The following is a 12,397-nucleotide window of genomic DNA, read 5'->3' on the forward strand; positions in this document are numbered from 1 at the left end:
GTTTTTCGAGGATGCGGCCTCTGTTACAGCAAGTTAGCGAACACCATCCTGGCGCAGGGCCGCCGGAGTGAAGTCGCTGGTGGTGGCGGTAAAGCCGAAGTCATAAGCCTGTTTCTCTTCGTTCTTCATGCCCAGGGCCAGGTAGCGGCCGGACTGCAGGTCGTAGAGGGTTTCGAGGGCATACCACGGCACTTGTTTGTCGTAGTAGTTCTCGGCATGGGCTTCAGCCACGCGCCACAGTTGGCCACGACCATCATAGTGGTCGATGACCGCGGCCTGCCAGGTGTCTTCGTCGATGAAGAAGTCACGCTTGGCATAGATGTGGCGCTGGCCTTCCTTCAGGGTTGCAACCACATGCCACACACGACGCAGTTCGTAGCGAGCCAGGTCCTGGTTGATGTGGCCGGCCTTGATGATGTCGACATACTTGAGCTTCGGATCGTCGAGCTTGTAGCTGTTTTCGGCGATGTACAGTTCCTTCTTGCCTTCCAGTTTCCAGTCGTAGCGATCCGGCGCGCCGTTGAACATGTCGAGGTTGTCGGAGGTACGCAGGCCGTCGGCGGCGGTGCCCGGGCCGTCATACGACACTTGCGGCGCCCGGCGCACGCGACGCTGGCCGGCGTTGTAGACCCACGCCGAACGCGGCTCTTTCACCTGGTCGAGGGTTTCGTGCACCAGCAGCACACCACCGGCCAGACGTGCCGGCGCGGTCACTTGCTGCTTGAAGTAGAACAGGATGTTGCCCGGGTTTTTCGGGTCGTAGTCCTTCATCTTGTCGCGGAACACGAACTGGTCGCGGAAGTACACCAGGCTGAACGAGCCGTTGGTTTGCGGCGTGGCCTGGGTCACCAGGCGGGTCACGCTGCCGCCGCGATAGCGGGTGATGTGGTTCCAGATGACTTCCACGCCGCTTTTCGGAATCGGGAACGGTACGGCGGTTTCGAAGTTTTCCAGGCCGTTGCCGCCGGACACCAGGTTGGTGTTGGTGGCGTTTTTCTTGATGGCCGCAAACACATCAGCCGGCACGGTAGCGCCGCGATGGGTCGGGTAGACCGGCATCTTGAAGGTGTCCGGGTAGCGCTTGAACATCGCGTACTGCCCCGGCGCCAGCTTGTCCTTGTACTGCTCGACGTTCTGCGCAGTGATGATGAATTGCGGTTGCTCGCTGGCGTACGGGTTGGCCAGGAAGCCACGGGCATCCACCGCGCCGGCATTGGTGGGCAGCGGTGACCATTTAGGGATGGTGCCGGCCGCGTTGCCGGCCATTTCAGCGCCCATCGGGGTCAGGGTCGTACCCAGCTTGGCGGCTTCATCCGCCGAGACTGCCGCCATGACGCTGCTCGCCATGATCGACAGCCCCAGCACACCCACCTGCAACAGATTTTTAGTTATTTTCATGTTCTGGTTCTTCCTTAAAACATACTGCTTAAAGAGAGTGTGCTTAGAAGTTCACGCCGACGCTGAGGGCGACAAAGTCGCGGTCGTCCACGGTGCTGAAGTCGCCACCGAAGAAGTTGGTGTAGTTCAGGCTCGCGGTGTAGGTGTTCTGGTATTCAGCATCCAGTCCGAGGCTGACCGCCTTGCGGCCTTCCTCGAAGTTGCCGCCAGGGCCAGGTGAATAACCTTTGACGTCATGGGACCAGGCGACGTTAGGCTTGAGGTTTACACCGGCAAAGACGTCCGGGTATTCCCAGATCGCCCGGCCGCGGTAGCCCCAGGAAGTCGCCGTGGTAAAGCCGTCGTTGTTGCAGTTGGTATTCAGGCCGTTGGCGTTAGGCAGCCCCGCGCCTTGTGCAGTGGAGTTGTTGAGCGCAGGGCATGCGCCGTTAGGCAAAGTACCTGGGCCAAACACCGGATCACGTCCGTAGCGAACTTTGGACTTGCTCTCCAAACCACCGACATAGGTCATGCCGACTTCGCCCACCAGCGTCAGGCGGCTGGCGCCCATCACTTGGTCAAAGAAGTGGGTGAAGGTTGTTTGCAGTTGAGTGATTTCCTTACGGCGGTAGCCATGCAAGTCCTGGCCTGGCACTCCGGTCAACAACGAGGCATCTTTGAGCACCGGGGCGCCAATAGGGCGAACACCGGCATACAGAATGTCAGTGGAGTTCAGCTGCACCGGCGCATTGGGACGGTAGCTGACCTCACCGCTCCAGGCAGTTCCCGTAGGCAGGGTGGTGGAGAAGCTCAAGCCGTAGAGACGTATATCTTCCGGGTATTCGACGAAGTAATTGGAGTTACCCGCAACAATCAATGGACGCAGTTGCGCCGGCAACCCCGGCGTCGCCCCGGTGTAAGCAGATTGCGGAGCACCGTGGGCGCTGAAGATCGGCGCCCGGCTGTGATAGTTAATGGCGTAGGCGCCGAACTCGGTGTCGAGCGGCTCATAGTTGTAGTGGAACGCCACGCCGAACTGGCCGCCATCTCTCGCGTCACGATCAGGGCCGCGACGAACCAGAACACCCTCACTGTTCACATCCACACCATAGCGAGCCAGCGCAGGAACCAGCGCTGCCGGCAGGGTGCGAGAGCTGTTCAGCACCCGCAGATTGTCGTTACAGCCACCGGTAATAATGTCCGGCTGGGAGAAAAACGTCCCGCAGTTATCGGTGACGGTCTTGTCCCAGTCCAACTGGTAGAAGCCTTCTGCCGACAGGTTATCGGTCAGGGTCTGCGACACATAGAACATGTTGACCGGAATCAGGCCTTCCTTGATCTCGGCGCCTGGACGACGGAACGCGGCCACGTCAATCGGGTTGATGGCGTTGATACCACCACCGATGAACGTACTCTCCCCCCAACTGATGACCTGTTTACCAAACCGCACGGAGCCTGGCTCATCGGCAACCGAGTAGTTGTGGTAGACAAACGCATCGAGAATCTGCCCACCCGAGGACCTGGCGCCCATCGGGCGACCCTTGTCGCTGATGTTCTTGAAGTCGAGGTCGTCGTCTTTGAGCTTGAAGTCATACCAGTACTTGCCCCGGACAAACACGCCGGTGTCGCCGTATTTCAACTCGAGGTCATGGATACCCTTGAAGATCTTCGAGAAGGAATCACCCTTGTCGAAGTTCAGGTGACCGTCATCAGAGGTTTGCGACAAACCCCTGCCACCATTGTTGGCGCCAATCAGGTCTTTGTTGCGACCCGCCGTCGACCAACTGGCCCCGACCGACAGGGACGAGTCAAAGCTGCCTTCGATTTCACCGATGTTGAAACTGACGCCGAATGCAGGCCCGGCGAGCGTAGAGGCGAGGCTGACGGCCAAAGGCAGTTTTGCCCGGCGCCAGAACTGGTGTGCTGAGATCATCGACGCTACTCCATGTGCATTATTGTTATGGCAGTGAGTCGTTTCTAAGGGCTTGTAACGGCCGGAATACAACGATTCCAATGCCGGGCGAACACATGAACCCGCCGGGCTCACAGCACCGCACCTTGAAAAACTCTGGGATGGACTATAGCCAGCAGGGGGTACCGCTTGATCCCTCTAAAGTGTGATTTGCATCACCAACCCGTCTGCCACAGTCCTTTCGCCATGCTGGCGAAGACCAGCGAGGCAAGGATGGCTGAAAATCGGCAAATCACAAGTGAAGGCTTGGACTAGAGCGCTGCCGTGCCCGTGAGGGCACGGCAAGCAGCGTCAGAGGGTAGAAAGGAAGGTGCTGTTGTTGGCCTGCCATTCGATGATGTCGACACGGATACGTTTTTTGTCGAGCTTGCCGACGCTGGTCTTGGGAATTTCCGTAACAACGGCGATCTGGCTTGGAATCGCCCACTTGCTCAAATGGCCCAATTCCACAAACGGCTTGAGATGTTCCTTGAGCTCCTTGGCCCCTATCACATGGCCATCACGCACCACCAGCAACGCAAACGGGCGCTCGCCCCACTGCGGGTCGGCAATCCCCACCACCGCTACTTCGCGTACCGCCGGGTGGCGGCTGACCAGGTCTTCCAGCGCCAGGGAGGAGATCCACTCGCCGCCGGTCTTGATCACGTCCTTGATGCGGTCACGAATATCGATCACGCCAAACGCGTCGAGGGTGGCCACGTCGCCGGTGTGCATCCAGCCGCCGGCCCAGAGTTCGGCGCCTTTCTGCGGCTCGTTGAAATAGCCTTCGCTGAGCCACGGCGCGCGCAGTACCAGCTCGCCCTGGGATTCACCGTCGGCGGGCAGGAAGTTGCCGTCACCGTCGATGATCGCCGCCTCCACCAGCGGCCCGGGCACGCCGGCCTTGATGCGGTAGGTGGTGCGTTCGTCTTCGGTGCCGGCCATCAATTCTTCATTGAGGTGCGCGCAGGACACCAGCGGCCCGGTCTCGGACATGCCGTACGCCGCCGTCAGTTGAATCCCGCGGGCCTTGGACGCTTCATACAGCGAACGGTTGAGGGCGCTGCCGCCGATCACGATTTTCCAACCGCCGAAATCCACGCCCTGCCCGGCCTTGGCGTTGAGCACCATTTGCAGGATCGTCGGCACGCAATGGGAGAACGTGACCTTCTCCTTGCGCCACAGCTCCACCAGGTATTCGGGGTCGTAGCGGCCGGGGTAGACCTGCTTCAGGCCGAGCATGGTCGCCACATACGGCAGGCCCCAGGCGTGCACGTGGAACATCGGGGTGATCGGCATGTAGACATCATTGGTGCCCAGCAGGCGCACGCTGTCGACGCTGCCCATGATGGTTGCCACGCCCATGGTGTGCAGCACCAGTTGGCGGTGGGTGAAATACACGCCTTTGGGATTGCCAGTGGTGCCGGTGGTGTAGAAGGTGGTGGCGACGGAGTTTTCGTCGAAATCCTGGAAGTCGTACCGGGGGCTTGCCGCCGCCAGCAGCGTTTCGTACTCACCCACGAGGTGGGGCAGCTCGGCGGTTTTTTCCGCGCCGTCGGTGAGCAGCAGGGTTTTCTTGACGGTGGTGAGGTGGCCGGCGATGGCCTGGTAGAGCCCCACAAACTCGCTGTTGACCAGCACAAAGCGGTCCTCGGCGTGGTTCATGGTGTAGAGAATCTGTTCCGGCGACAGGCGCACATTGATGGTGTGGATCACCGCACCGATCATCGGGATGGCGAACATGCATTCCAGGTAACGATGGCTGTCCCAGTCCATCACGGCCACGGTGTCACCGGCCTTGACCCCGGCCTCGGTCAGCACATTGGCCAGGCGGGCGACGCGCTCGATCAGGGTTGGATAGGTGTAACGCAACTGGTCGCGGTAGACGATTTCCCGGGTCTTCTCGTAGCGTGTCCCGGACATCAACAGGCGTTTGATCAACAGCGGGTATTGGTAGGCGCCTTCGGCGGGCGGGATAACACGAGTCTGCAACATACGAATCCCTTATCTGACTGCACGGTCTTGGCTGAAACATCTGCACTGTAGAGCGCTTATGTTTCAGCCAAATCAGCCAAAGGAATGATTTGCAGAGCCCAATGAATGCTAGCTTTGCGCCAGCATCCGGCTTATTTCATGCTGGTAAAGGCCAGCTTCACACCGATGGCAATCAGCACCGCGCCCATGGTGCGGTCGAACCAGTGGCCCATGCGCGCAAAACCGGCGCGTACGCGTTGCTGGCTGAACAGCATCGCCACCAGGCAAAACCAGATCGCAGTGGCCACGGCCAGGTACACGCCGTAACCGGCCTGGATCGCCAGCGGCGTGTGGGGGTTGATCACCACGGTGAACAGCGACAGGAAGAACAGCGTGGCCTTGGGGTTCAAGCCGTTGGTGACAAACCCCGACGTGAACGCGCCGCGCGCGGTGCGCTCGCCCACCTCAAGGTGCAGGTCTTCTTCACTGGCAGGCTTGGCCGGCTGGGCGCGCAGGGCCTTGAAGCCGATGTACAGCAGGTAGGCCGCCGCCGCCCATTTCAGCGCGTTGAACAGCACGATGGACTGGGACACGATCAAGCCGATGCCCAACAGCGAATACCCCACGTGCAGGAAAATCGCCGAACCGACGCCCAGCGCCGTCCAGGTGCCGGCGCGCCGGCCATGGGTCACGCTTTCACGTACCACCACGGCGAAATCCGGGCCAGGGCTGGCCACCGCCAACAGGTGAATCAGTGCCACGGTCAAGAACTCGGTGAGGTACATGCACACTCCAGGAAGTAACTGATTATTTCATCTGATAGGCTCGGCAGATTACGCCTTCACATCCCGCCGCAAAAGGTACAGTTGATGACGAACAATCGCCGCGCCGTCTTCCTTGATCACCCTTCCCTGGACCTCGGGGACCTGGACCTCAACGGGTTGCGGGCCATCTTCAGCGAACTGAGCCTGTACGAGCAGACTACCCCGCAGAACGTTGTAGAGCGCCTGCAAGGCGCGCAGGTGGCGATCAGCAACAAGATCGCGCTGAATGCCGAAACCCTGGCGGCGTGCCCCGAGCTGAAGCTGATCCTGGTGACCGCCACCGGCACCAACAACGTCGACCTCGACGCCGCCCGCGCCCACGGCGTGACCGTGAGCAATTGCCAGGGTTACGGCACGCCGTCGGTGGCGCAGCACACGATCATGCTGCTGCTCAACCTGGCGACACGCCTGAACGACTATCAGCGGGATGTAAACGCTGGGCTCTGGCAGCAAGCCAAGCAGTTCTGCCTGCTGGACTATCCAATCGTGGAACTGGCAGGCAAGACCCTGGGCCTGCTGGGCCATGGCGAATTGGGCGGTGCCGTGGCGCGCCTGGCTGAAGCCTTTGGCATGCGGGTGATCCTCGGCGCGATCCCGGGACGCCCTGCCCGGGCTGATCGCGTGCCGCTGGACGAGTTGCTGGCGCAGGTCGACGCACTGACCCTGCACTGCCCGCTCAACGAATACACCCGCGACTTTATCGGTGCCCGCGAACTGGCGCTGCTCAAGCCCGGCGCATTTATCGTCAACACGGCACGCGGTGGTTTGATCAACGAACAGGCGCTGGCCGATGCCTTGCGCAGCGGACACCTGGGCGGCGCAGCGACCGATGTATTGAGCGTAGAACCCCCGGTCAACGGCAACCCGCTGCTGGCCGGTGACATCCCTCGACTGATCGTCACGCCGCACAATGCGTGGGGCAGCCGCGAAGCCCGGCAGCGCATCGTCGGCCAATTGATCGAAAACGCCGAGGGCTTTTTCAGCGGCGCCCCGCTGCGCGTCGTCAGTTGATAAACTGCGCCCCTTTTCAAGGAGCAGACCATGGATCCGCGCAGTGAAGTACTGCTTCGTCAGGCCGAACTTTTTCAAGGCGACGTGCTGCTGGTGGGCTTGCCCGCCGACGACCTGCTGGGCCGCCTGCCCAATGCCCATGGCTGGAGCTGGCACGCCGGCGATCAGGCGGCACTGGACGCACGCTTTGCCGAGCGCAGCCAGTTCGGCGTGAACGTGCCCGAGCGTTCGTTCGAGACGGCGGTGGTGTTCCTGCCCAAGTCCAAGGACCTCACCGACTACCTGCTCAATGCCGTGGCGGCGCGCTTGCCTGGCAAAGAGTTGTACCTGGTGGGGGAAAAGAAAGGCGGCATCGAAAGCGCGGCCAAACAACTGAACCCGTTCGGCAAACCACGCAAGCTCGACAACGCGCGGCACTGTCAGTTGTGGCTGGTCACGGTGGCCAACGCCCCCGAACCGGTAGCGCTGGAAAGCCTGGCGCAGGTGTTCGAGGTGCCGCTGGCTGAAGGGCCGCTAAAAGTCGTGAGCCTGCCGGGCGTGTTCAGTCACGGTCGGCTGGATCGCGGTACGGCGCTGCTGCTGGAGCATCTGGACAAGTTGCCGAGTGGTCATTTGCTGGATTTCGGTTGCGGGGCGGGCGTGCTCGGGGCGGCGGTCAAGCGTCGCTATCCGCATAACACCGTCACGATGCTCGACGTGGATGCCTTTGCCGCGGCCAGCAGTCGCCTGACATTGGCCGCCAATGGCCTGGAAGCCGAGGTGTTGACCGGTGATGGCATCGACGCCGCGCCGATGAATCTGAACACGATTCTGAGCAACCCGCCGTTTCATGTCGGGGTGCACACCGATTATTTCGCCACCGAGAACTTGCTGCGAAAAGCGGCCAAACATCTGGCAAAAGGCGGCGAACTTCGCCTGGTTGCGAATAGCTTCCTGAAGTACCAACCGCTGATCGAAGAGCATCTGGGCGTGTGCGCAATCAAGGCAGAAGGCCAGGGTTTTCGCATTTACCGTGCCAAGCGCGGCTGAACTCTTTTTCCAAAAGAAGGCTTGCCGAATGGATTTTGCCTAGGCAGAATCCGCTCCGTCCTAGGGGAGTAGTCTCCCACGAGCGCCACGCTCGTCCGGCATACGTCAACATACTTGGTCAACAGACCATGGCGTATGCGACCCAGGAGTCCGCACAGACGGACCGGGGTTTGACAAGACCTATGACACGAACACCTTACCCGGGGCGGGAAGGCTGTACGTGTCATAGCCGTGTCGACCCGCCCCTGGAACTTACCTGATGCTGGATTCTCTGCTCGTCCCTACCGCAATCGTTGCCTTGGCCGAAATTGGCGACAAGACGCAACTGCTCGCGCTCATTCTTGCTGCACGCTTTCGCAAACCCTGGCCGATCATCGCCGGCATCGTCGCCGCGACCTTGGCCAACCATGCGGCCGCCGGTGCCGTGGGGGCCTGGTTCGGGAGTTTCTTCTCGGACGCGGTGTTGCACTGGATCCTCGCGGCGAGCTTCTGCGCCACGGCGCTGTGGACCCTGGTACCCGACAAACTCGACGATGACGAAGCCAGCACCTCCCGCAAATTCGGGCCGTTCCTGACCACACTGATCGCATTCTTCCTCGCGGAAATCGGCGACAAGACCCAGATCGCTACCGTGATGCTCGCGGCGCAATACCCGGAACTGTGGCTGGTGATTATCGGCACGACCCTGGGCATGTTGATTGCCAACGTACCGGTGGTGCTGGCAGGGAATTTTGCGGCGGATAAATTGCCGCTGACGCTGATTCGTCGATTGGCGGCCACGGCGTTTTTCATCCTGGCAATCGTTGCGGTGTACAAGGCCATGCAGAGCAGTGGCTGGATCTAGACACGACCCATGTGGGGCTGGGCTTGTGTAGGAGCTGGCTTGCCTGCGATAGCATCACCTCGGTGCAACTGGCACACCGAGGTGCCTGCATCGCGGGCAAGCCCGGCTCCCACACAAGCCGGGCTCCCACATTTAGATTTGCATTTCAGCCTTATGAATCAGGACTTTTTGGCCTGTTGATACAACGGCATCACCTTCGGAATCGCCGCCTGCAACGAGGCGATCCGGCTGCTGGAGGCCGGGTGAGTGCTCATGAACTCAGGTGGCGAGCCTTCCGAGGCCTTGGCCATTTTGTTCCACAGGGTAATCGCCGCGTTCGGGTTGTAACCGGCACGCGCCGACAACTCCAGGCCGATCAGGTCTGCTTCGTTTTCATTGCTGCGGCTGTTGGGCAAGGTCATGCCGTAGTTGGCCACGGTATCGGCCAACGCCATGCTGTCCTGACCCAGGCCGAACAACGCGCCGGCCCCCTGCTTCGCCATCTCGATACCGTAGGCCTTGGACATGGCTTCGCGACCGTGTTCACGCAAGGCGTGGGCAATTTCATGACCCATCACGGCGGCGAGTTCATCGTCGGTCAACTTGAGATTATCGATCAGCGCGCTGTACACGAAGATCTTGCCGCCAGGCCCACAGTTGGCGTTCATCTCGTCACTTTTGATCAGGTTCACTTCCCACTTCCACTGCGCCGCATCCGGCCGGAACGTCGGCGCCTGGGCGATCAGGCGGTTGGCAATCGCCTGCACACGCTTGGCATTGGCGCTGGTCTTGTCCACCAGGCCTTTGCCGCTGGCTTCACCCAGGGTCTGCTGGTAGGACTGCGCATACATCTGGTCGACTTCCTGGCTCGACAACATGCTGAACATGTACTGCTTGCGCTCAACACCCACGGCACCGCCGCTGGTGGTGTTGACCGACTGGCAACCGGCGAGCAATACCGCCGTGCCCAACGCACATACCGCCACTGTCTTTTTCATCAACCTGCTCCCTGAAAACATGGCGCGTATCGTAGTCGGCCAAATGTATCGGCGCCAGATACAACAGACGTGTAGCCGCCTATTTTCAGATACATCCCACACTGCCGAAAAAAATTCATAAACCGCCGACGACCTTTCCATTTGCGACATTCGCCGATCCGGCACAGTCATTTTGAGGATATGCCCCTCATGTCTCCCCCGCTCGCGGCCGATATAAAAAAGCAGCCAATCTCCCCCTGCGCCCGGAGCCGTCATGAAGTTCAAGTCGATTCAATTTTCTGTCGCGGCACTGGCCGGGGCCATTGTCCTGAGCGTGGTGGCGGTGTTGGTGCTGTACGCCTTGTTCGCCGGGGCGCGTACCCAGGAGATGGTGCAGGAACGCACCCAGGGGCAATTCGAACAGATCATCGAGCAACGCCTGACCGCGCTGGCGCAAACCCAGGCGACGCTGATCCAGCGGGAACTGGAAGCGCCGCTGGTAACCGCCAAGGGCCTGGCCACCGCCAACGCCCTGATGGGCATGAAAGACGCCAACGGCAACCCGCAACTGGCGGTCTCCCGGGAACAGTTGATCAACCTGATCCACGAAACCGTGGTGCGCAACCCGAAGATTCTCGGTGCCTATATAGGCTGGGAAGCCAACGCCATCGACCACAACGACGCCGCCTATGTGAACAGCCCGGTGGTCGGTATCGAAACCAACGGCCGCTTCCTGCCCTGGTGGTTCCGCAATGCCGACGGCAGCCTGGGCCTGGATAAACTCGCGGACGTGGCCGACCAGACCATCCTCTCTACCGGCGTGCGCGCCAGTGAGTACTACCTCTGCTCCAAGGAAAGCAAAAAGCCCTGCGCCATCGACCCGGCCCCTTATAAGGTGGGCAACGCGATGGTGATGCTCGCCTCGTTTATCGAACCGATCATGATCGACGGCACCTTCCAGGGCATTGTCGGCGCCGACCTGTCGGTGAACTTCATCCAGGAAATGCTCACCAAGGCTGATCAGAATTTGTACAACGGCGCCGGTGAACTGGCGCTGATTTCCAGCAACGGCCGCCTGGTGGCCTACACCCAGGACGCCAGCAAGCTGGGGGAAAAAGCCAGTGACCTGCTCGACAGCAACGAACTGGCGAACCTCAGCCAACTGAAGATCGGCGAAGTACGCTACGACGTGGACAAGGAACACGGGCATATCGAGTTGTTCCTGCCGTTCAACATCGGCCAGACCGACGCCCGCTGGACCCTGATGATGCAACTGCCCCTGAGCGCAGTCATGGCCGACTTGCAGGCCATGCAGCATGACCTCGACGCCCAGCGCAAAACCGATATTTTCGGCATGGCCGTGGCCGGATTGCTGATTGCCGGCATCGGCTTGCTGGTGATCTGGCTGGTGGGCCACGGCATTGCCCGGCCGCTCAAGCAAATGGTGGCGATGCTCAATGACATCGCCCAGGGCGAAGGCGACCTGACCCGCCGCCTGACCAGTGATCGCGCCGACGAACTGGGGGCGATTGCCAGTGGCTTCAATACGTTCCTGGCCAAATTGCAGGGGATGATTACCCAGGTGGTGAGCTCGGTGCAGAAGGTCAGCGACTCGTCGGAACACACCGCTGACATCGCGATTCGCACCAACCAGGGCGTGCACAAGCAGATGGTCGAGATCGATCAGGTGGCCACCGCCGTACACGAGATGACCGCGACCGCCCAGGACGTGGCGCGCAACGCCACCCAGGCTGCCCAAGCCGCCAGCCACGCCGACCAGGCGGCGAGCCAGGGCATGCAGATTGTGCGCGACACCTCCACCTCCATCGGCGCCCTCGCCCAGGAAATCGGCAAGGCGGTCGGTGTGGTGCAGGCACTGGCCAAGGACAGCGAGAACATCAACGCCATCCTCACGGCGATTCGCGGGATTGCCGAGCAGACCAACCTGCTGGCGCTCAACGCGGCCATCGAGGCGGCGCGTGCCGGTGAGCAAGGACGCGGATTTGCGGTGGTGGCCGACGAGGTGCGCAACCTGGCGCAGAAGACCCAGAAGGCCACCGAAGAAATCCAGACCATGATCCAGCAACTGCAGCAAGGCACCCGCGACGTGGTGCGGGTGATGGAAGACAGCCAGAACCGCACCGACGAAAGCGTGCAACACGCAGCCAAGGCGGCACAGGCGCTGGAGACCATCACGCAGGCGGTGTCGGTGATCAACGACATGAACACCCAGATCGCCAGCGCCGCCGAGGAACAGAGTGCGGTGGCCGAGGACATCAACCGTAACGTGATCAATATCGGGCAAGTGGCCAATGAAGTGGCGGGCGGGGCGGACGAGTCGAGCGCGGCCAGCGCGGATTTGACCAAGCTGGCGGAGCAGCAGCGCCGGTTGATCAATCAGTTCAAGGTTTGAGGTTATTGGGTGAAGTTC

At 60.9% G+C, this 12,397-nt stretch carries 9 protein-coding genes, 1 pseudogene and 1 riboswitch; of the genes and pseudogenes, 5 read left to right on the plus strand and 5 right to left on the minus strand.

All coding sequences use genetic code 11. From position 1 onward, the window contains the following. Positions 1-33: 33 nt before the first annotated feature. The 4 genes from HKK54_RS04915 to HKK54_RS04930 form a co-directional block, all read right to left on the minus strand. Complete coding sequence (locus HKK54_RS04915) at positions 34-1,398, minus strand: DUF1329 domain-containing protein (protein ID WP_169386294.1); 1,365 nt, start codon at positions 1,396-1,398, stop codon at positions 34-36. A 43-nt stretch (positions 1,399-1,441) separates the two neighbouring features. Further along, a complete protein-coding gene (locus tag HKK54_RS04920) occupies positions 1,442-3,310 on the minus strand; it encodes a DUF1302 domain-containing protein (protein ID WP_169386295.1) in 1,869 nt (622 codons plus the stop codon). A 330-nt stretch (positions 3,311-3,640) separates the two neighbouring features. Continuing rightward, positions 3,641-5,323 (minus strand): fatty acid--CoA ligase, encoded by a 1,683-nt coding sequence (locus HKK54_RS04925; RefSeq protein WP_010170531.1) that lies wholly within the window; start codon positions 5,321-5,323, stop codon positions 3,641-3,643. Positions 5,324-5,454: 131 nt separating this feature from the next. Continuing rightward, entirely contained in the window at positions 5,455-6,087 is a 633-nt protein-coding gene (locus HKK54_RS04930) for a LysE family translocator (protein WP_010170532.1), read from the minus strand. 84 nt (positions 6,088-6,171) lie between these two features. Between HKK54_RS04930 and HKK54_RS04935 the strand changes: the two genes are divergently transcribed. From HKK54_RS04935 to HKK54_RS04945, 3 genes are all read left to right on the plus strand, one after another. Continuing rightward, positions 6,172-7,137 (plus strand): 2-hydroxyacid dehydrogenase, encoded by a 966-nt coding sequence (locus HKK54_RS04935; RefSeq protein ID WP_010170533.1) that lies wholly within the window; start codon positions 6,172-6,174, stop codon positions 7,135-7,137. A 30-nt stretch (positions 7,138-7,167) separates the two neighbouring features. After that, a complete protein-coding gene (locus HKK54_RS04940; protein ID WP_010170534.1) occupies positions 7,168-8,166 on the plus strand; it encodes a class I SAM-dependent methyltransferase in 999 nt (332 codons plus the stop codon). Positions 8,167-8,216: 50 nt separating this feature from the next. Further along, a riboswitch (yybP-ykoY riboswitch) is annotated at positions 8,217-8,338 on the plus strand. An 87-nt stretch (positions 8,339-8,425) separates the two neighbouring features. Beyond that, complete coding sequence (locus tag HKK54_RS04945) at positions 8,426-9,010, plus strand: TMEM165/GDT1 family protein (protein ID WP_003216166.1); 585 nt, start codon at positions 8,426-8,428, stop codon at positions 9,008-9,010. Positions 9,011-9,168: 158 nt separating this feature from the next. On the opposite strand, the gene HKK54_RS04950 is transcribed toward HKK54_RS04945, so the two are convergent. Beyond that, positions 9,169-9,987, minus strand: a complete 819-nt coding sequence (locus HKK54_RS04950) for a M48 family metallopeptidase (protein ID WP_010170535.1) — start codon at positions 9,985-9,987, stop codon at positions 9,169-9,171. A 1,333-nt stretch (positions 9,988-11,320) separates the two neighbouring features. Here HKK54_RS04950 and HKK54_RS33925 point away from each other — a divergent pair. Together HKK54_RS33925 and HKK54_RS33930 are read left to right on the plus strand one after the other, a co-directional pair. Continuing rightward, a pseudogene (locus tag HKK54_RS33925) lies at positions 11,321-11,521 on the plus strand (HAMP domain-containing protein); the annotation flags it as partial. Positions 11,522-11,635: 114 nt separating this feature from the next. Beyond that, the gene (locus HKK54_RS33930) at positions 11,636-12,379 is read left to right on the plus strand and encodes a methyl-accepting chemotaxis protein (RefSeq protein ID WP_371318568.1); all 744 of its coding nucleotides are present in this window, start codon (positions 11,636-11,638) and stop codon (positions 12,377-12,379) included. Positions 12,380-12,397: the final 18 nt, after the last annotated feature.

The sequence above is a fragment of the Pseudomonas sp. ADAK13 genome (genome assembly GCF_012935715.1).
In the GTDB taxonomy this organism is placed as follows: domain Bacteria; phylum Pseudomonadota; class Gammaproteobacteria; order Pseudomonadales; family Pseudomonadaceae; genus Aquipseudomonas.

Coding starts and splice junctions, on each gene's coding strand:
- HKK54_RS04915 (WP_169386294.1), bottom strand. CDS start 1,398: ATGAAAATAACTAAAAATCTGTTGCAGGTGGGTGTGCTGGGGCTGTCG.
- HKK54_RS04920 (WP_169386295.1), bottom strand. CDS start 3,310: ATGATCTCAGCACACCAGTTCTGGCGCCGGGCAAAACTGCCTTTGGCC.
- HKK54_RS04925 (WP_010170531.1), bottom strand. CDS start 5,323: ATGTTGCAGACTCGTGTTATCCCGCCCGCCGAAGGCGCCTACCAATAC.
- HKK54_RS04930 (WP_010170532.1), bottom strand. CDS start 6,087: ATGTACCTCACCGAGTTCTTGACCGTGGCACTGATTCACCTGTTGGCG.
- HKK54_RS04935 (WP_010170533.1), top strand. CDS start 6,172: ATGACGAACAATCGCCGCGCCGTCTTCCTTGATCACCCTTCCCTGGAC.
- HKK54_RS04940 (WP_010170534.1), top strand. CDS start 7,168: ATGGATCCGCGCAGTGAAGTACTGCTTCGTCAGGCCGAACTTTTTCAA.
- HKK54_RS04945 (WP_003216166.1), top strand. CDS start 8,426: ATGCTGGATTCTCTGCTCGTCCCTACCGCAATCGTTGCCTTGGCCGAA.
- HKK54_RS04950 (WP_010170535.1), bottom strand. CDS start 9,987: ATGAAAAAGACAGTGGCGGTATGTGCGTTGGGCACGGCGGTATTGCTC.
- HKK54_RS33930 (WP_371318568.1), top strand. CDS start 11,636: ATGGTCGAGATCGATCAGGTGGCCACCGCCGTACACGAGATGACCGCG.